The following is a 20351-nucleotide window of genomic DNA, read 5'->3' on the forward strand; positions in this document are numbered from 1 at the left end:
TGTAAGAGGCAACCCAGTATGTGATTGGGTTGTCTTTTTTTTGTACTGTTTTACCGCTGAAAGTTACAAGGATGCAAGCCAATGACGGGAGTTAAGTTATATTTCTGGAAAAAGAAATGAAAGCAGTATAGAATAGAAATGTTTCAAAAGTCAGAATTTATTACACCTACTGTAATAAATATATATTTTGTACAGAAAGGGGAGATTCACATATGCAGGCAGTTTCACACAAAAAAACTGTAGAAACACCGACAATATATCGAATTTTATTTGCGATTAGCTTTGGGCATTTTTTAAATGATTCGATGCAAGCAGTTGTGCCGGCGTTGTTTCCTATTTTGGAAAAAACGATGAATTTATCCTATATGCAAGTAGGGTGGATTGCGTTTGCGTTAAATATGACGTCATCGATTATGCAACCGGTGTTTGGTATGTATTCAGATAAGAAGCCGTCACCATTTTTATTACCACTCGGCATGTTTTCAAGTATGCTTGGAATGATTGGACTCGCGTTTGCACCAAACTTTATTATTGTTATTATTTCTGTTTTATTTATTGGTTTAGGTTCCGCAGTCTTTCATCCAGAAGGCGCTCGTGTTGCGTATATGGCGGCAGGTGCAAAACGAGGGTTAGCGCAAGCGATTTATCAAGTTGGGGGAAACACGGGGAATTCTTTAGCTCCTATTTTTACAGCGCTAATTTTCGTTCCACTCGGTCAAATTGGTTCATTAGGTTTTACAGCATTTGCAGCAGTAGGAATTGCATTATTAATTTTCGTATCGAATTGGTACAAAAATGAATTAGCAACCGGTGCTGTAAGAAGGAAGAAGAGGGCTGCACTTGAGGCGGAAAATGCAATTGTAAGTACACACATTAAATTCGTTATTATACTTCTTGTTTTTCTTACTTTTGTACGCTCTTGGTACGGTGCTGGTATCGGGAATTTCTATCAATTTTACTTAATAGAGCATTACGGTTTATCTATAAAAAATGCCCAGTATTTCGTATTCGCATTTATGATTGCTGGTGTGTTAGGCACTTTCTTCGGAGGACCGTTAGCAGATCGATTTGGTAAGAAAAATATCATCGTATTTTCAATGTTAGGTTCAGCGCCACTTGCACTGTTATTACCACATGTCTCACTTGTGTGGGTCGTACCGTTATTTTTATGTATCGGTTTTATTAGTTCAAGTAGTTTTAGTGTAATTGTTGTATATGCACAAGAGCTTGTGCCTGGAAAAGTGGGAATGGTGTCAGGATTAATCGTAGGTCTTGCATTTGGACTTGGAGCATTAGGTGCTGTAGTTCTTGGGAAATTAGCAGATATATATAGCCTGCAATTTATTATGCTATTATGTAGTTGTCTACCATTAATTGGACTCACTTCATGGTTACTGCCAAGTGATAAGAAAACGATAGAATAGGGGATGCGCTATGAAATTGTGTGAAAACGTTACGGAATTAATAGGAGATACACCTGTCGTCCGATTATCTAAATTTATTCCGGAAGACGCAGCAGATGTGTATGTGAAACTAGAAATGTTTAATCCATCGCGCAGTGTGAAAGACCGTGCTGCTTATAATTTACTTCACGTTGCAGAAGAAAATGGTCTCATCAAACCAGGAGATACAATTATTGAACCGACAAGCGGGAATACAGGGATTGGTTTAGCGATGAATGCAGCAGCTAAAGGGTATAAAGCGATTTTAATTATGCCAGATAATATGTCAAAAGAGCGTATTAATTTATTGAAAGCATACGGAGCAGAAGTAGTTTTAACACCAGCAGAACAAAGAATGCCAGGAGCAATTGCGAAGGCGTTAGAACTGCAAAAACAAATACCTAATAGTTTTATCCCGCAACAATTTGAAAATCCAGCTAATCCGAATATTCACCGTTATACGACTGCACTTGAAATTTACGAACAAATGGATGGAGAGCTTGATGCTTTTGTTGCAACGGCAGGAACAGGCGGAACGATTACAGGGACTGGTGAAACGTTAAAAGAGAAATTGCCAAACTTATATATTGCAGTAGTGGAACCGAAAGGATCTCCCGTTTTATCCGGTGGTGTACCAGGTCCTCATAAACTAGTAGGAACAAGCCCAGGATTTATTCCGAAAAACTTAAATACAGAAGTGTATAACGAAATTATTCAAATTGCAGATGAAGAGGCTTTAACGACAATGAGAAACTTAGCTAGACAAGAAGGATTATTAGTTGGGCCATCTTCTGGAGCATCTGTTTACGCTGCAATCATGATAGCGAAACGCCTAGGCGTTGGTAAAAAAGTTTTATGTATTGCGCCTGATACAGGTGAACGTTATTTAAGCATGGGGTTATTTGAATAAAAAGGATAGAAACACCTTAATAGTGAGTAGCTGCTATTAAGGTGTTTGTTTTATGGAATGAAGAGGGGGAGAAGAACAATGAAACTATTAAAACCAATCCATGAATATAGTGAGCATATTACGGCGTATAGACAAGCGTTTTTACACTCAGGGGAACAACCACATGGAAGTAGTTCTTTACAAAACTTTGATTCTCTTGATGAATGGTTTGAAAAAGTGAGTAAACAAGAACTAGGAGAAAATTTACTAGCTAATCGAGTGCCGTCTAGTCAGTTTTTAAGTTTTGAAAAAGGTGAACTTATAGGTTTTGTGAATATTAGACATAGATTAAATCCAGAATTATTACGGGAAAGCGGTCATATTGGATATAGTGTCCATCCGAATAAACGTCGCCACGGTTACGCTACGAAACAACTACAACTTGCATTAGCTGAAGCGCAAAAATTAGGATTGCAGAAAGTATTAATAACTTGCGATAAATCCAATATCGGTTCTGCTAAAACGATTCAAAAGGTTGGAGGTGTGTTAGAAAATGAAGTAGTTTCTTCTCGTACTGGTGAAGTTATTCAGCGCTATTGGATACAAATATGATTAAGTAGGAATTTGAAAAGGTAATGCAAGCTGTAATATCGAAATAGATAAATGAAATATAGGGGATTACTGCAATTTTAGGGGGAAATGAAATGGGATTAAAAGAGAAAGCGATAGAGATGTCAGAGATTTATAGGAAAAATCCGAAAGTAGAAGCTATTATTTTAGCGGGTTCAGTAGCTAGAAAGCTTGAAGATGAACATTCAGATATAGAATTACATATTTTATGGTCAACACCGCCAGAAGATGAGGATCGTAGGGCCCCTATTCATCATATTGATGGGACAATATTATCGTATCATCCGTATGAGGAAGAAGAATGGTCGGAAACGTATTTAACGAAAGAGGGAATTAAATTAGAGATTAGTAACTTTTTAACAGAGACAGTAGAGAAAGTGATTTCGGATGTGGTGGATCAATATGATATAAGTTATGAAAAACAATGTATTGTATCATCCATTCATGATGGTGTTAGTTTGTATGGAGAAGGGAAAGTGAATGAATTAAAAGAAAAAGTAGCGGCATATTCAGATGAACTAGCAAAACGGATGATTTCAGAAAATCTATGGTTAAGTAATCGTTGGCACAATCGAAAGGCGCTTTTAAAACGGAAAGATTGGCTTATGCTTTATGACGTTATTTGCGAAGTACAAAGGAACATATTCGGTGTTTTATTTGGTTTGAATAAAATGTACGTACATCATCCAGCGTTTAAATGGATGCCTAATAATGTGGAACGAATGACTATTAAACCTGAAAAATTATATGAACGTATGGCGGACACATTAATAGGGAATCCAGAAAAAAGTGTGCAGGAGTTAGAGTTGCTAATAGAAGAAGTGTTGCAACAAGTTCATACATACGCGCCAGGAGTAAATGTGGATGAGCAAGAAAAATCTATTTTTTATTTTGTGAAATAGAAAATAGTAATAAGGGGGAAGTTATGGGGTTTTTTAATAGGTTTTTTAAAAAAGTTGAAAAAGTAAATGAGCAAGAAGCTACTCTTCATGAATTAAGTGAAGAATTGTATGTTGAATCACCGGTAGAGGAAGCGACTAGTTACTGGGTATCAATGGCACAAAATATAATTGTTAATGCTGTAAAAGCGGCTGACAATGATGTGGAACGTGCCTTCGTGTTATTGAATTTGAAGAAAGGTGAGGCTTCATTTGATGTTTTTTATCAAATAAATGGGCAATTGTATTTCTGGGATCAGCTAGAAAATGAGACGATAAGAAATAGAATTCAGAACGAGTTGTTACCGCAAGCTCCAGAAGTTTCAAATGCAGTAAATGAGCAATTTCGTGGAGCTGATCACCCTATAATTTCGTTCGCACAATTGCAGTTTGAATGGGAAACGAAAGCCTGGTTCTCACATATAATTTGGGAAGATAGCCTTGCTGCTCAATTGCCCAAAAATCAAATTCTAAATGAATGGTTTCGTGTAATTAAAGAAGAAACGAAAAATAGACCACTGGATAGTGATGCGAAATTTTCTTGGTATCCATCAAACTCTTAAAAAATGAATACAGAGAGACAGGTTATGTTTCTAGATGATTTGTATTATTGAATAAGTATCAATAATACGTAATTCTTTTTCTATTGCCTGTTAGAATTCGTTATGTACTAAGCTACTTGTTTTCTAAACTAAAACTTATATTTCGAATTTTTAAATAGATTGTAATACATAAAAATTCGAAATATAAGTTGACACTATTTTTAATGTGTGATAAAAATGATAGTAATCAATTCGGAAAATAATATTTGGGCAATGAAAGGGTATAGTAGTGAATATCTCCCTATTTCAGAGAGCTGATGGTTGGTGTGAATCAGTATATAGATTATTCATGAAGTTCGTCCTGGAGCATCTTTCATAAATCTCATATTTTGAGGAAATGAAAGACGGTAGTTTATACCGTTATCAAATAAAGTGGTGAAGATTTTTTCACAACTAGGGTGGTACCGCGATATTTATCGTCCCTACGTATTTACGTAGGGACGTTTTTTATTTAGGTCCTAACTTTGGTGTGGCTTCATAACTAGGGTGGTACCGCGATATTTTATCGTCCCTACGTTTTTGCGTAGGGGCGTTTTTATTTAGGTGGTTTCTTAGTGTTCTTCACAACTAGGGTGGTACCGCGATAATTTTGTCGTCCCTACGTATTTACGTAGGGGCGTTTTTTTATTATTAGGGAGGAAGTGAACGTATTAGAAAAGAGTATTGATAGAACAATATAAATACCGAATTGTAACAAAGAAAAAGAGATAGAGAGGAGATTAACAAATGAATTCACAGCAATGGACATCGAAATTAGGTTTCGTATTAGCTGCAGCAGGTTCGGCAATTGGTCTTGGGGCGATTTGGAAATTCCCATATATGGCCGGCATTGGAGGAGGCGGAGCGTTCTTCCTAATTTTCATCGGTTTCACATTATTAATTGGTTTACCGCTATTATTAGCTGAATTTGTTATTGGAAGAAGTACACAAAAAGAGGCTGTCGATGCATATAGAGAGATTGCTCCTAAAACGTTATGGCCTTGGTTAGGTAAATTAGGAATTGTAACATGTTTCATATTACTTTCTTTCTACAGTGTTGTAGGAGGCTGGATTTTATTATATTTATGGAATGCAATTACAGGTAGACTATGGGAAGGAAATGGAGCATACGAAGCTACGTTTGGTGAAATCATTTCCAATCCATATTTAGCAGTTGGATCACAGCTATTATTCATCCTTATTACTATTTTCATCGTAAGTAAAGGTGTACAAAATGGTGTTGAAAAAGTAAATAAATATTTCATGCCAGCACTATTCGTTTTATTCTTTGTATTAATCGTTCGTGCACTTACGTTAGATGGTGCTGGAGAAGGCGTTCGTTTCTTCTTACAACCTGATTTCTCACATGTAACATCAGAAGTTATTTTATACGCAATGGGGCAATCGTTCTTCTCATTATCTGTTGGGGTAGCCGTTATGGTAACGTATAGCTCATACTTACCGAAAGAAGAAAGCTTACCACGTTCAGCATTTTCTATCGTAGCCTTAACTCTTGTTATTACATTACTTGCAGGACTTGCAATTTTCCCAGTTGTGTTCGCATTTGGGATGGAACCATCTCAAGGACCAGGACTATTATTTATCGTATTGCCAGCTATTTTCAGTAAAATGGCATTCGGAAAATTATTCTTCATCGTTTTCTTATTACTATTCTTCTTCGCTACGATTACATCAGCAATTTCGATGTTAGAAATTAGTGTTGCATCGTTAACATCAAAAGGTAAAGGGAAACGTGAAAAAATGGCCTTAATCGTAGGGTTATTAATCTTCGTTGTTGGGGTACCATCAGCATTATCATTCGGTATATTAAGTGATCTGAAGATTTTCGGGAAGACAGTCTTTGATTTAGCGGACTATGCAGTAAGTAACGTATTAATGCCACTTGGTGTATTATTAGTTTCTATCTTTGTTCCTTTAAAAATGAAGAAAGATGTATTAATGAAAGAGCTAGGTGTAAGTAAAAATAAAGGTTATAAACTATTCGTATTATGGTTATTCTTACTTCGTTATATCGCACCAATTGCGATTATTATCGTATTCTTAAATGTACTTGGCATTATATAAAAAGAAAGGTAGCGTATCATACAAAGATACGCTACCTTTTTATTTTGCTCTTTTTTGCAATTCATTTACTGTTACGAACTGATAGCCCTTCTTAGATAAAGAATCTAAAATACCTTCAATCGTTTGTAAATTTTCATTAGACTCATCATACATAGAGTGCAGTAAAATGATAGAACCTGGTTTTACATTTTTATTAACGTATTTAATTTTATCAGCCGCAGATTTATAAAAAGTATCGGGCTCAAGATCCCATGTGATTGTTTCGATATTGTTTTTATTTAAATAATATGGCAGCCCTATTAACTTCTTACCGTTAGGGGGCCTAAAATCAATTTCGTCTGTAAATCCTGTTTGGTGGATTAATGAATTCGTTTTTTCTATTTCATCTTTAATAAAAGAAGGTGTTTTGAAAACCATTCTATTATGAGAATATGTATGGTTTCCGAGTTGGTGCCCAGATTGCGCGATAGCTTCTCCTAACGATAAATTTTGCTCTAATTCATTTCCAATTAAAAAGAAAGTAGCTTTAGCGTTGTATTTATCTAGTAGCGGTAATATTTGTTTTACATTGTTAGTAGGGCCATCATCAAAAGTTAAAGCAATCACTTTTTCATTTGTTTCTACGCGTTGTGTTAAATCTCCAAATAATTGAAAGCTTCTTGCGTTCATCAATTTGTATGTTCCGAATAATGCCGTGATAATAAAGAATAGTGTAACGATTGTAATGATAATTTTTTTCTTCATAATGTAACCTCACAATGATTTTTAATTCAGTTAAAAAGTATTATATCAAACTAAGTAATTTCGTGCTTTAAGAAGGGTGTGGATGCAAGGAGAAGGAATTTATCATATAATAAAATGCAAAAGGTATATTAGGAGGTGTTTATATGGCGATTATAATTCAATTGCCAGACACTGCAACGTCTCATGCAAAGCCAAGTATGGAAATGGCGATACTTTGCGTGAGGTAGACAAGTAATATACAATCGCCTATATGAGCTCGTATCATTTTTTATATTTGGCTTTGCACCTTATTGAAATGAACCATAAAAAATAAGGGGCGAGCAGAAATGAAATACGTAAAAGCTAATGCTGTTTTACCAGAGAGTTTAATTACTGAAATTCAAAAGTATATACAAGGTGAAACAATTTACATTCCGAAACAAGAAACGAAACATTATAAATGGGGTACACGATCTGGCGGAAGAAAACAACTAGATGAAAGAAATAAAGCAATTAAAGAAGCGTTTAAAAGTGGGATTGCTATTCATCAACTTGCAGAAGAATATTTTCTTTCTGGGGAAACGATTAAAAAGATTGTGTATTCTAAATAAGAGGAAAAGAGTCTGATTCATATATTACTTTGAATCAGACTCTTTTTGTTTTATGTGTATTGGATATATGAGGCGTGAACGGGCATGATAATAGAAAAAATGTGCCGTTTTTTTATTAAATGGTATACAGAGCACTTGAAAAGTAGAAAGGTGAACATATATGAATCATATTGGACAAATAACGATAGAGCTTTTAGTTGGTTTTTTTGTTCTATTAATTGCTACAAAAATATTAGGGAAAACACAAATATCTCAGCTAACGCCATTTGATTTTATTTCTGCAATCGTCCTAGGTGAGCTCGTTGGAAATTCAATATATGATCCTAAAATTAAAGTATGGTCTATTTTATATTCAGTATTTGTTTGGGTAATTTTAATTTATACTATAGAAGTGATAACACAAAAAGTAAGAGGAACAAGAAGGTTTTTTGAAGGGTATCCTTCAATTATTATTCGTAACGGAAAGATTGATCGTGAACAATTAAGCGTAAATCATTTGGATATAAACCAATTACAACAAATGCTTAGGCAACAAAAAGATATATTTTCAATCCGAGAAGTTGAATATATGATATTGGAACCGAACGGAAACATAAGCGTTCTGAAAAAAAGTAAATACGAATCTCCCACTATAAATGATTTAAGTTTAAAACATAAGCCTGTATACTTACCAATTTCATTAATTAGTGATGGAAAAGTAGTTAAGGATAATTTGAGGGAAGCGGGATTTGATGAAGGATGGCTTTATAAACAAATAAAGCAAAAAGGAATTACTAAATTTGAAGACGTATTATATGCGGAATGGAAAACAGATGATGGCTTCTTTTGTCAGGAAATGCAGAGGTAGAGAATAAGTGATATATGTAATGTTTGTTTCTAAGTTATCTTTTACATATCAAAAAATGTAATCATTGTATACAATAAAACTAGATCAACAATTTGTATGGAGTGATAAAGATGGAAGCGTTTATTAGAAGTGATCAATATAATTTTATAAAATCACAAGCTTATATTTTAGCAAACGGGCATGCAACGGCAAATGATAGAGGTGTAATTCAAGCGTTAAAATCGCTTGCGATTGAAAAGATAATACATGTATTTGAGAATTTAACGGATGAACAGAAAGAGTTAATTGATACGGTATTAACAGTTCAAAATAGAGAAGATGCAGAATCATTTTTAATGAAAATAAATCCGTATGTAATTCCGTTTCAAGAAGTTACAGCACAAACATTAAAAAAATTATTTCCTAAAGCGAAAAAGTTAAAACTTCCTGATATGGAAGAAATGGATATGAAAGAAATATCTTATTTAAGCTGGATTGATAAGGGGTCAAGCAGGAAATTTATTATAGCGAAAAATGATAAAAATAAATTTGTTGGTCTGCAAGGAACGTTCCAAAGTTTAAATAAAAAAAGCATTTGTTCGTTATGTCATGGACATGAAGAAGTAGGAATGTTTTTAGTTGAAATTAAAGGCGATGTACCAGGAACTTTCGTTAAAAAGGGAAACTACATTTGCAAAGATGGTGTAGCTTGCAATCAGAATATGAAGTCACTTGATAAATTACATGATTTTATTGAGCGATTGAAGAAATAACGAGAAAACCTCTAGTATTTAAACTGGAGGTTTTTATTTTTTGAAGAAGTAAAATAAGCTTTCTTTGTAAATGTAGATTTATAATGAAATTTGATAAAAATATCTATTATGATACAGTTGCTTATATGCAAGGAGGTAAAACATGGATTACCTTTTATCGAAAGAAAAAGTGAAGCGATGGCCCAAAGATATGATAGCGGCGGGGCGTTGTCATACAGTTGGCCTGAAATCGGATGGCACGGTAGTAGCGGTGGGCCGGAATAAAGAAGGGGAATGTAATGTAAGTGGCTGGCGAGATATTGAAGCAGTCGCAGTGGGCAATGTTCATATGGCAACGAACACGGGTAATGCTCATACAATCGGTCTTACATGTGACAGTACTGCGGTAGCACTGGGTTGGAATAAGCATGAACAATGTGATGTAAACGATTGGCATAATATTGTAGCGGTTGCGGCAGGGTGGCGTCGTACTATTGGCCTGAAATCGGATGGCACGGTAGTAGCGGTGGGCCGAAATAAAGAAGGAGAATGCAATGTAAGCAGTTGGCAAGGTATTGTGGCAGTCACAGCGGGTGACTGGCATACAGTCGGTCTTAAATTGGACGGCACATTGACGACTGTGGGGAATAATCGATATGGTCAATGCAATGTAAGTAGCTGGCGAGGTATTGTAGCGGTCAAGGCTGGGTATCTTCATACTGTTGGTCTTAAACGAGACGGTACGGTGACAGCAGTGGGGAATGATAAACATAACCAGTGTGATGTAAGTGGCTGGCGAGATATTGTAGCAATAGCGGCTGGTACGAATCATACAATCGGACTTAAATCAAACGGTACCGTGGTCGCAGTGGGTTGGAATGAGTATGGTCAATGTAACGTAAGTGATTGGAGAGATATTGTAGCGATAGCGGCTGGTTGTGCACATACAGTCGGACTAAAATCAGACGGCACGGTGATCGCGGTAGGTAATAATGAATTTGGCCAATGCGATGTAGGTAGCTGGCGCGACATTCGGTTACCTGGCAAATAGTCAATTTACAATAAATCATTAGTAATATTATTCTATTTTAGGAGTAATTATGGAATAGGATATGTAGAAAATAATTAAACTTAAATCTGCTGAATAAGAATCTCTTTTGAAAAGGGATTCTTATTATTTTTCATAAAATGAGGGTGTAAATGGAATTTTTGAACAAATTTTATTTCAAAATTACAGTAGAAGATATAAATTAAAAAGTATAGAGGAGATAAAGGAATGCTTAAAAGGTTTTTACTTTCTTTACCGGATGTTTTACTTATATGTATCGTTCTCTACATAATGTACACAAATTCTTTTAGTTTTGGACAGATGCTAGTAATTTCCATTGCAATCGGAATTATTGGTGGTCTTGCTATTAGAATTTGTAAGGATGTATTCACGTATATAAGATGGACAATTAAACAAAGAAAAAATTGAATATGTTTAATAGTTATTAGGAGGGAATGAAATGACTAAGAAAAAGAATAGAGTGAAAAACGAGATAGTACTTTGGTCACTAACAGCAATTGTTCTGTTAATTGTATGGTACTTTTATCAAAAATAAAAACGCAACGTACTAAAAAAGCACGATGCGTTTTTATTATTTTTTTTGCCAATTTTCTTTTATAAAGTCTTCACGCCCAGATTCTTTTTGCTCAGTAGCATATTTCTCTGGATTCTTTTTATAGAAATGTTGGTGGTATTCCTCTGCTTCGTAAAAAGGTGCAGCAGGACGAATTTCAGTCACGATTGGATCTTTAAACATACCGCTTTCTGCAAGAGCTTGTTTTGATTTTTCAGCAAGCCCTTTTTGTGTTTCGTTATGATAAAAAATAGCGGTACGATAAGATGGACCACGGTCAAAAAATTGTCCGCCATCATCAGTTGGATCGATTTGTGGCCAATATAAGTCTAGTAATTTCTGATAAGGAAAAATAGAAGGATTGAATGTAATTTGAACAACTTCTAAATGTCCAGATGTTCCAGCTTTTACTTGTTCATATGTTGGGTTTTCTACATGACCTCCTGCATAGCCAGAAAGTACTTTATGAATACCAGGAAGTTCATCAAATGGTTTTACCATGCACCAAAAGCAACCGCCTGCGAAGGTTGCGAGTTCGTATGTTTTTTCGGACATTGCTGTAATCCTCCTAAATGTATATGTTTTATATAGTATTATATAAATTGTTTTATTGCGCAATAAAAAAGATTTGAAAATATATGTTTTTTACAAACAAGATCCTCCGCTCACATCAATTAATTGTCCAGTAACCCAGCGGCTGTCTGGAGAAGCAAGGAATGCAGCAGTATCGGCAATGTCTTCTACTTCACCTAAGCGATTGAAAGCGGAAATAGTAGTAGCGTACTGCTTCATCATCGGGTCGCTCAAGAGTTCTGCATTCATATCTGTTTTAATAAATCCTGGAAGTATTGCATTCACCGTTATTCCTCGTGCTCCAAGCTGTTTTGCTAGCGTAAAAGTCATTGTATTAATAGCGCCTTTCGTCATACTATATGCAACAAAATCAGGTAAAGAAATGCGGGTGGCAGCGGATGAAATATTAATAATTCGGCTATTGTCACGTAAACGTGGTAGTGCTAGTTGAATGATAAAGAATGGAGCTTTTGCATTTACTGAAACCATTCTATCAAAAAACTGTTCAGTCGTTTCTTCAATAAAAGCACCAGGACCAATGCCAGCATTGTTTATTAAAATATCAAATTGTGTTTCACCAGTGCGCTTTTGTAATTCAGTATCTAAAGCGTTATAAAGGTTTTCTACACCGTGTAAGGATTCTAGATTTGCGCCGATAGAAAAAGCTTGGCCACCATCTGATCGAATTTCATGAACAGTTTCTTCAGCGTCATTTTTTCGACTACCGTAATGAACAGCAACCAATGCACCGTCATTTGCTAAACGTTTAGCGATCGCTCGTCCAATTCCTCGGCTTGCTCCTGTAACTAACGCTACTTTCCCTTTTAACATAGTTTCCTCATCTCCTCATAAACTTTATAAGTTTTTCTTTATGTAGTAATGCAAACATACTTAAGTAATATATGAGTGTATGTAAGTAATGCATTCCAATTTTGATTTGAGAAAAAATAAATAGAATGAATTTTGATTTTTTTGAAAAAAACATATTGACAACGAAAAGAACAACGTCCTATAATACGTGTAACAAATAAAAGTTAATTAAGAATTTTCTAACTTTATATGTTGTATATGCAAAGAAGAGGAAAGTAGATGATTATGATCGTTTCAGAGAGCTACTCCAAGGCTGTGAGGGTAGTAACAATCGAATCATTGAAGATCACCTCGGAGCATCGCTTGCGAAAGGGAAACTGAGTAGAGGGCGGCGGCATCGTCTCCGGTAAAAGGACGGAGGTCTGATTGGACCTACAAAGCTTATATTTCGTGAGAAGTATAAGGAAGCTGAGTGGTAACGCGAAACTCTCGCCTCAGCAATCAAAGCTACTAAATTGTAGTAGTTGATTGCTGAGGCGAGAGTTTTTATTTTTAAAAATAGAAGAAGAGAATGCGTAGAAGAGGAGAGTAAATGATAAAGATTGTTTCAGAGAGCTGCCCCGAGGCTGTGAGGGTGGTAACAATTCACTCATTGAAAATCACCTTGGAGCACTACTTTTGAAAACTAGTAAAAAGTAGCGGGGTTGTTCCCGATAGAAAAACAAAAGTCTAATTGGACTTGCAGAGCTTATATTTCGTGAGAAGTATAAGGAAGCTGAGTGGTACCACGATTCCCTCGTCTCAGCAATGGATTGCTACAAGTATGTAAGTAATCGATTGTTGAGACGAGTATATTTTTAAGATTTATATACTGAATATTCTGTTAAAAATACTCATCTCAGCAATCGATGTAGAAATAGATTGCAAAAAATAGAGAAAAAAAGAGGAGCGATGTGAGATGGGAAACCAGTACATTTACATGAATGGGGAATTTGTAGACAAAGAAAAGGCAGTTGTTTCAGTATATGATCACGGTTTTTTATACGGAGACGGTGTATTTGAAGGGATTCGTAGTTACGGAGGAAATGTATTTTGTTTAAAAGAACATGTGAAACGATTGTATGAATCAGCGAAATCTATTTTACTAACAATTCCAATGACGGTAGAAGAAATGGAAGAAGCAGTTTTACATACACTCCAAAAAAACGAATATACTGATGCTTACATTCGCTTAATTGTCTCAAGAGGAAAAGGTGACTTAGGGCTCGATCCGAGAAGTTGTGTGAAGCCGAGCGTAATTATCATTGCAGAACAATTAAAGTTATTCCCACAAGAATTTTATGATAATGGGCTAAGCGTTGTATCTGTTGCATCAAGACGTAATACGCCAGATGCGTTAGATCCACGTATTAAGTCAATGAATTATTTAAATAACGTACTTGTAAAAATTGAAGCAGCACAAGCAGGAGTGTTAGAGGCTCTTATGTTAAATCAACAAGGATATGTTTGTGAAGGTTCTGGTGATAATGTTTTCGTTGTGAAAGATGGAAAAGTATTAACCCCGCCATCCTATTTAGGAGCATTAGAAGGTATTACGAGAAATAGTGTTATCGAGCTATGTGAGCGACTGAGTATTCCGTGTGAGGAAAGACCGTTCACTCGCCATGATGTATATGTAGCGGATGAAGTATTTTTAACAGGAACAGCAGCGGAGTTAATTCCAGTTGTAAAAGTTGATTCCAGAGAAATTGGAGATGGGAAACCAGGAAGTGTAACGAAACAATTGACCGAAGAATTTAAAAAATTAACGAGAGAAAGAGGAGTATGTGTTCCCGGGCTGACGGAAAGCTTAGCATAAATAAGGAGAGGAGTTAATGGAAATGAAGCAGCAGTATACAGCGTATGAGAAGTTACAGTATGAAGAAATGACAGGCGCTGGGCACGTGATTCAATGTTTGAAGAAATTGGGTGTAACGACCGTTTTCGGCTATCCAGGCGGAGCGATTTTACCAGTATACGATGCGTTATACGAAAGTGGTTTGAAACATGTTTTAACTCGTCATGAGCAAGCTGCCATTCATGCGGCTGAAGGATATGCGAGAGCTTCTGGAAAGGTCGGGGTAGTCTTTGCTACCTCTGGCCCAGGGGCGACAAATTTAGTTACGGGCTTAGCAGACGCTTATATGGATTCGATTCCTTTAGTTGTCATTACCGGGCAAGTTGCAACGCCTTTAATTGGTAAAGATGGATTTCAAGAAGCGGATGTTGTCGGAATTACAGTACCTGTTACGAAGCATAATTACCAGGTTCGTGATGTGAATCATGTATCACGAATTGTGCAAGAAGCTTTTTACATCGCCAAAAGCGGGCGCCCGGGACCAGTATTAATTGATATTCCAAAAGATGTTCAAAATGCAAAAGTCACCAGTTTCTTTAATGAAGAAGTTGATATTCCGGGGTACAAACCAGAATTTGTACCAGACAGCATGAAACTTAGAGAGGTGGCTAAAGCAATTTCAAAATCTAAGCGTCCACTTCTTTATATTGGAGGAGGTGTCATTCATTCAGGTGGATCCGATGAACTCTTCGAATTCGCAAGGGAGAACCGTATTCCAGTCGTTTCAACTTTAATGGGACTTGGTGCATATCCACCGGATGATTCATTGTTTCTAGGGATGCTTGGTATGCATGGGACATACGCTGCTAATATGGCGGTAACAGAATGTGATTTACTACTTGCATTAGGTGTTCGCTTCGATGATCGTGTAACAGGAAAATTAGAACTTTTTTCTCCAAACTCGAAAAAAGTACATATTGATATTGATTCTTCTGAGTTTCATAAAAATGTAACTGTAGAACATCCGATTGTTGGTGATGTAAAAAAAGCGTTACACATGCTGTTACATATGTCTATTTATACACAAACAGACGAATGGCTTCAGAAAGTAAAGACATGGAAAGAAGAATATCCACTTTCTTATAAGCAAAAAGAATCTGAGTTAAAACCACAGCATGTGATCAACTTAGTAAGTGAATTAACGAATGGTGAAGCGATTGTCACAACAGAAGTAGGTCAGCATCAAATGTGGGCTGCTCACTTCTATAAAGCAAGAAAACCTCGGACATTCCTTACCTCTGGAGGATTAGGAACGATGGGGTTTGGTTTTCCAGCAGCAATTGGTGCTCAGCTAGCTAAAAAAGAAGAACTTGTCATTTGTATTGCAGGTGACGCTTCTTTTCAAATGAACATTCAAGAACTACAAACAATTGCTGAAAATAACATCCCTGTAAAAGTATTTATCATAAATAACAAATTTTTAGGGATGGTAAGGCAATGGCAAGAAATGTTTTATGAAAATCGTTTATCAGAATCAAAAATTGGATCACCAGATTTTGTGAAAGTAGCAGAAGCTTATGGAGTAAAGGGATTAAGAGCAACAAATTCAACCGAGGCAAAACAAGTGATGTTAGAAGCATTTGCTTATGAAGGTCCTGTTGTAGTTGATTTTTGTGTAGAAGAAGGTGAAAACGTATTTCCGATGGTTCCGCCAAACAAAGGGAATAACGAAATGATTATGAAGAGGTGGGAAGAATGAGTCATACTTTTTCACTCGTTATTCATAACGAGCCAAGCGTCTTATTACGTATAAGTGGGATTTTTGCTCGGCGTGGTTATTATATTTCTTCTTTACATTTAAAAGAAAGAGATACTAGTGGTGTTTCTGAAATGAAACTCACAGCAGTTTGTACTGAAAATGAAGCGACATTACTTGTTAGTCAGTTGAAAAAATTAATTGATGTTCTGCAAGTAAATAAATTATAAGGAGTGTATGGAATATGAAAACATATTATGAAAAAGATGCAAATGTAGAGTTATTACAAGGAAAAACTGTTGCAGTAGTTGGTTATGGATCACAAGGTCATGCGCAAGCACAAAATTTACGTGATTCTGGTGTAGAGGTTGTAGTTGGTGTTCGTCCTGGTAAGTCGTATGAAGTAGCGAAAGCGGATGGATTTGAAGTAATGTCTGTTTCAGAAGCGGTTCGAACCGCACAAGTTGTACAAATGTTATTGCCAGATGAACAGCAAGCTCATGTGTATAAAGCAGAGGTAGAAGAGAATCTTCGTGAAGGACAAATGTTACTTTTCTCACATGGATTTAACATTCACTTCGGACAAATTAATCCGCCAAGTTACGTAGATGTAGCGATGGTCGCGCCAAAAAGTCCAGGTCATCTCGTTCGCCGTGTATTTCAAGAAGGAAATGGTGTTCCAGCATTAGTCGCAGTGCATCAAGATGCGACGGGAACAGCGCTACATGTAGCACTGGCGTATGCAAAAGGTGTAGGGTGTACACGTGCGGGGGTAATTGAAACGACATTCCAAGAAGAAACCGAAACGGATTTATTCGGTGAGCAAGCTGTACTTTGCGGCGGGGTAACTGCACTTGTGAAGGCCGGGTTCGAAACGTTAACGGAAGGTGGATATCGTCCTGAAATTGCATACTTTGAATGTTTGCATGAATTAAAGCTAATTGTCGACTTAATGTACGAAGGTGGATTAACGACTATGCGCCATTCTATTTCAGATACGGCAGAGTTTGGAGATTATGTAACAGGATCGAGAATTGTTACAGATGAAACGAAGAAGGAAATGAAGCGTGTTCTGACAGAAATTCAGCAAGGTGAATTTGCGAAGAAATGGATTTTAGAAAATCAAGCAGGGCGTCCGACGTATAACGCAATGAAAAAAGCAGAACAAAATCATCAATTAGAAAAAGTGGGAGCAGAGCTTCGTGAAATGATGAGCTGGATTCATGCACCGAAAGAATTAGTAAAGAAATAGAGTAAGAGAGTATAAATGAAAAATATGTAAGAGGGGATTTGACAAGATGAGAAGTGACATGATTAAAAAAGGTTTTGATAAAGCACCGCACCGTAGTTTATTAAAAGCAACTGGTTTGAAAGATGAAGATTTTGATAAACCTTTCATAGCGATTTGTAATTCTTTTATTGAAATTATTCCAGGGCATAAACACTTGAACGAGTTTGGGAAACTTGTAAAAGAGGCAGTTCGCGCGGCAGGTATGGTACCATTCGAATTCAATACAATTGGAGTTGACGATGGTATTGCGATGGGACATATTGGTATGCGTTATTCTCTTCCGAGTCGTGAAATTATTGCAGATTCAGTAGAAACGGTTGTAAATGCACACTGGTTTGACGGCATGATTTGTATCCCAAACTGTGACAAAATTACACCAGGTATGATGATGGCTGCACTACGTATTAATATTCCGACTGTGTTTGTTTCAGGCGGCCCGATGGCGGCTGGAAAAACGTCAAAAGGAGAAGTTGTTGATTTAAGCTCTGTTTTTGAAGGGGTAGGAGCTTATCAATCTGGGAAAATTTCAGAAGAAGAATTAAAAGATATTGAAGATCATGGCTGTCCATCTTGTGGCTCTTGTTCGGGTATGTTTACCGCGAACTCTATGAATTGTTTATGTGAAGTATTAGGTTTAGCTCTTCCTGGTAACGGGAGTATTTTAGCAATTGATCCAAGACGTGAAGAGTTAATTAAACAAGCAGCAGAGAAATTGAAAATTTTAATTGAAAGAGATATTAAGCCGCGTGATATTGTAACAGAAGAAGCAATTGACGATGCTTTTGCACTTGATATGGCGATGGGTGGATCAACGAATACAGTATTACATACGCTAGCACTCGCACAAGAGGCAGGACTAGATTATGATATGAACCGTATTGATGCAGTTTCAAGACGTGTACCTCATTTATGTAAAGTAAGTCCAGCCTCAAATTGGCATATGGAAGATATTGATCGTGCGGGCGGGATTAGTGCAATTTTGAAAGAGATGAGCCGGAAAGAAGGAGTACTTCATCTTGATCGAATAACTGCTACTGGGCAAACATTAAGAGAAAATATCGCTGAGGCAGAGATTAAAGATAAGGAGGTTATTCACTCTCTCGAAAACCCTCATAGTGAAGAGGGGGGCTTACGTATATTAAAAGGAAATCTTGCTAAAGATGGAGCGGTTATTAAAAGCGGTGCAACAGAGGTAAAGCGTTTTGAAGGGCCTTGCGTTATTTTTAATTCACAAGATGAGGCACTTGCGGGCATTATGCTTGGGAAAGTGAAAAAAGGAGATGTAGTTGTCATTCGTTATGAAGGACCAAGAGGTGGGCCTGGTATGCCAGAAATGTTAGCCCCAACATCAGCAATTGCTGGAATGGGATTAGGTGCTGAGGTTGCATTATTAACAGATGGACGTTTTTCTGGAGCTTCACGTGGAATTTCAGTAGGACATATTTCACCAGAAGCAGCAGCGGGCGGGATGATTGCACTTCTTGAACAAGGGGATATTGTATGTATTGATGTTGAAGAACGCTTACTAGAAGTAAGAGTGAGTGATGAAGAATTAGATAAGCGTAAAAAAGAATGGAAACGACCAGAACCGAAAGTAAAAACTGGCTGGCTCGGACGTTATGCACAAATGGTAACATCGGCGAATACAGGGGCTGTCCTGAAAATCCCACATTTTGATTGAGCCAATTTAAAAGAGATAAGGATGATATATAATGGTGCAAAAGGTAAAGGAGAGAGTGAAAATTGAAGATATCTTAATGGCTCATAATTGCCTGAAAGATATCGTTATTAAAACACCGTTACAACGTGATACAGTTTTATCTGAGAAATATGATTGTGACGTTTATGTAAAACGAGAAGACTTACAATTAATTCGCTCTTTCAAAATTCGTGGTGCATACAATTTGATTCAAAGTTTACCGAAAGAAAAGTTACAAAACGGTGTTGTTTGTGCAAGTGCTGGTAATCATGCGCAAGGAGTTGCTTATACGTGTAATTTATTGAAGATTCCGTCAAAAATATTTATGCCCACAACAACACCGAAACAAAAAGTATCACAAGTACAATTTTTCGGTGGTGATTTCGCAGAGATTGTATTAGTTGGTGATACATTCGATAGCTCTTTCCAAGAAGCACAGTGTTATTGTGAAGAAAATAGAATGACATTTGTTCATCCGTTTGATGATCCGTATGTAGTTGCTGGTCAAGGGACAGTGGCAGTTGAAATTATGCATGATATGGAGAAACCGGTTGATTATATCTTTACAGCAATCGGTGGTGGTGGATTAGCATCAGGAGTTGGTACATATGTAAAAGGTGTTAGTCCTACTACAAAGGTTATTGGTGTAGAGCCAATGGGAGCTGCATCTATGAAAGAGGCTTTTCTTCAAAATGAAAATGTAGCATTGGAGAAAATAGATAGCTTTGTTGATGGGGCAGCTGTTAAAAAAGTAGGAAAGTTAACATTTGAAACTTGTAAAGATGTAATTGACGATATTATTTTAGTACCAGAGGGGAAAGTTTGTACGACGATTTTAGAACTGTATAAGAAAAATGCGATTGTAGCTGAACCGGCTGGTGCACTCTCTATTGCAGCGCTTGATTTATATAGAGATGAAATAAAAGGTAAAACAGTTGTATGTACGCTAAGTGGTGGAAATAATGATATTGATAGAATGCAAGAAATGAAAGAGCGTTCGCTCATTTATGAAGGACTGAAACATTACTTTATCATTGAATTTCCGCAGCGTTCAGGTGCGCTAAGAGAATTTCTTGATAAAGGATTAGGACCAGAAGATGACATTACGCGCTTTGAGTATATTAAGAAACATAATAAAGAAAATGGTCCAGCATTAGTCGGCGTAGAATTAAAACATAAAGAAGATTATGAGCAATTAATTACTCGCTTTAAAGAAAATAATATTCAATTTATGGAACTTAATAAAAACCCTGTTTTGTTTGATTTGCTTATTTAATAGAAGGAAA

At 36.5% G+C, this 20351-nt stretch carries 20 protein-coding genes and 2 other annotated features; of the genes, 17 read left to right on the forward strand and 3 right to left on the reverse strand.

The window, feature by feature from the left end; translation table 11 throughout:
• Positions 1 to 212 precede the first annotated feature (212 nt).
• The 6 genes from ACTFRM_RS05250 (at position 213) to ACTFRM_RS05275 (ending at position 6565) form a co-directional block, all read left to right on the forward strand.
• A complete protein-coding gene (locus ACTFRM_RS05250; protein WP_001149398.1) occupies positions 213 to 1424 on the forward strand; it encodes an MFS transporter in 1212 nt (403 codons plus the stop codon).
• Between the two features lie 10 nt (positions 1425 to 1434).
• Complete coding sequence (gene cysK / locus ACTFRM_RS05255) at positions 1435 to 2352, forward strand: cysteine synthase A (RefSeq protein WP_000762273.1); 918 nt, start codon at positions 1435 to 1437, stop codon at positions 2350 to 2352.
• 78 nt (positions 2353 to 2430) lie between these two features.
• Positions 2431 to 2943: a GNAT family N-acetyltransferase gene (locus tag ACTFRM_RS05260; protein ID WP_000771271.1), complete on the forward strand. Its 513-nt coding sequence runs from the start codon at positions 2431 to 2433 to the stop codon at positions 2941 to 2943.
• Between the two features lie 92 nt (positions 2944 to 3035).
• Positions 3036 to 3863: a DUF4037 domain-containing protein gene (locus tag ACTFRM_RS05265; RefSeq protein WP_000523174.1), complete on the forward strand. Its 828-nt coding sequence runs from the start codon at positions 3036 to 3038 to the stop codon at positions 3861 to 3863.
• A 23-nt stretch (positions 3864 to 3886) separates the two neighbouring features.
• Positions 3887 to 4462 carry a hypothetical protein gene (locus ACTFRM_RS05270; RefSeq protein ID WP_000505550.1) on the forward strand — a complete coding sequence of 192 codons (576 nt, stop codon included), beginning with the start codon at positions 3887 to 3889 and terminating at the stop codon, positions 4460 to 4462.
• Positions 4463 to 4705: 243 nt separating this feature from the next.
• Positions 4706 to 4928, forward strand: a binding site (T-box leader).
• 299 nt (positions 4929 to 5227) lie between these two features.
• Entirely contained in the window at positions 5228 to 6565 is a 1338-nt protein-coding gene (locus tag ACTFRM_RS05275) for a sodium-dependent transporter (protein WP_001088187.1), read from the forward strand.
• 39 nt (positions 6566 to 6604) lie between these two features.
• Here ACTFRM_RS05275 and ACTFRM_RS05280 read toward each other — a convergent pair whose 3' ends face one another.
• Positions 6605 to 7309, reverse strand: coding sequence for a polysaccharide deacetylase family protein (locus tag ACTFRM_RS05280; protein WP_000726857.1), 705 nt, complete (start codon positions 7307 to 7309; stop codon positions 6605 to 6607).
• Between the two features lie 326 nt (positions 7310 to 7635).
• On the opposite strand from ACTFRM_RS05280, the gene ACTFRM_RS05285 reads away from it, so the two are divergent.
• The 5 genes from ACTFRM_RS05285 (at position 7636) to ACTFRM_RS05305 (ending at position 10954) form a co-directional block, all read left to right on the forward strand.
• Positions 7636 to 7899 (forward strand): CD3324 family protein, encoded by a 264-nt coding sequence (locus tag ACTFRM_RS05285; protein WP_000878325.1) that lies wholly within the window; start codon positions 7636 to 7638, stop codon positions 7897 to 7899.
• Positions 7900 to 8059: 160 nt separating this feature from the next.
• Positions 8060 to 8746: a DUF421 domain-containing protein gene (locus ACTFRM_RS05290; RefSeq protein WP_001015543.1), complete on the forward strand. Its 687-nt coding sequence runs from the start codon at positions 8060 to 8062 to the stop codon at positions 8744 to 8746.
• A gap of 110 nt (positions 8747 to 8856) precedes the next feature.
• Positions 8857 to 9498, forward strand: a complete 642-nt coding sequence (locus tag ACTFRM_RS05295; RefSeq protein WP_000387072.1) for a FusB/FusC family EF-G-binding protein — start codon at positions 8857 to 8859, stop codon at positions 9496 to 9498.
• Between the two features lie 142 nt (positions 9499 to 9640).
• Positions 9641 to 10528, forward strand: coding sequence for an RCC1 domain-containing protein (locus ACTFRM_RS05300; protein WP_000385090.1), 888 nt, complete (start codon positions 9641 to 9643; stop codon positions 10526 to 10528).
• Between the two features lie 225 nt (positions 10529 to 10753).
• Positions 10754 to 10954, forward strand: a complete 201-nt coding sequence (locus tag ACTFRM_RS05305) for a hypothetical protein (protein WP_000919314.1) — start codon at positions 10754 to 10756, stop codon at positions 10952 to 10954.
• 163 nt (positions 10955 to 11117) lie between these two features.
• Here ACTFRM_RS05305 and msrA read toward each other — a convergent pair whose 3' ends face one another.
• A complete protein-coding gene (gene msrA, locus ACTFRM_RS05310) occupies positions 11118 to 11654 on the reverse strand; it encodes a peptide-methionine (S)-S-oxide reductase MsrA (RefSeq protein WP_001291892.1) in 537 nt (178 codons plus the stop codon).
• Between the two features lie 90 nt (positions 11655 to 11744).
• A complete protein-coding gene (locus ACTFRM_RS05315; RefSeq protein WP_000911824.1) occupies positions 11745 to 12503 on the reverse strand; it encodes an SDR family oxidoreductase in 759 nt (252 codons plus the stop codon).
• Positions 12504 to 13049: 546 nt separating this feature from the next.
• Positions 13050 to 13289 (forward strand) — a binding site (T-box leader).
• Between the two features lie 151 nt (positions 13290 to 13440).
• On the opposite strand from ACTFRM_RS05315, the gene ilvE reads away from it, so the two are divergent.
• The 6 genes from ilvE to ilvA are packed head-to-tail and all read left to right on the forward strand — an operon-like array spanning position 13441 to position 20341.
• Positions 13441 to 14340 (forward strand): branched-chain-amino-acid transaminase, encoded by a 900-nt coding sequence (ilvE, locus tag ACTFRM_RS05320; RefSeq protein ID WP_173600617.1) that lies wholly within the window; start codon positions 13441 to 13443, stop codon positions 14338 to 14340.
• 22 nt (positions 14341 to 14362) lie between these two features.
• Entirely contained in the window at positions 14363 to 16078 is a 1716-nt protein-coding gene (gene ilvB / locus ACTFRM_RS05325; RefSeq protein ID WP_002164572.1) for an acetolactate synthase large subunit, read from the forward strand.
• A complete protein-coding gene (locus tag ACTFRM_RS05330; RefSeq protein WP_000019909.1) occupies positions 16075 to 16305 on the forward strand; it encodes an ACT domain-containing protein in 231 nt (76 codons plus the stop codon). Before ilvB ends, ACTFRM_RS05330 begins: the two co-directional genes overlap by 4 nt.
• A gap of 14 nt (positions 16306 to 16319) precedes the next feature.
• On the forward strand, positions 16320 to 17327 hold the full coding sequence (ilvC, locus tag ACTFRM_RS05335) for a ketol-acid reductoisomerase (RefSeq protein WP_000861143.1): 1008 nt from the start codon (positions 16320 to 16322) through the stop codon (positions 17325 to 17327).
• 46 nt (positions 17328 to 17373) lie between these two features.
• Complete coding sequence (gene ilvD / locus ACTFRM_RS05340) at positions 17374 to 19047, forward strand: dihydroxy-acid dehydratase (RefSeq protein ID WP_001255813.1); 1674 nt, start codon at positions 17374 to 17376, stop codon at positions 19045 to 19047.
• A 31-nt stretch (positions 19048 to 19078) separates the two neighbouring features.
• Complete coding sequence (gene ilvA / locus ACTFRM_RS05345; RefSeq protein WP_000250317.1) at positions 19079 to 20341, forward strand: threonine ammonia-lyase IlvA; 1263 nt, start codon at positions 19079 to 19081, stop codon at positions 20339 to 20341.
• Positions 20342 to 20351: the final 10 nt, after the last annotated feature.

The organism is Bacillus cereus group sp. MYBK227-1, from assembly GCF_051916325.1.
Lineage (GTDB): Bacteria > Bacillota > Bacilli > Bacillales > Bacillaceae_G > Bacillus_A > Bacillus_A cereus.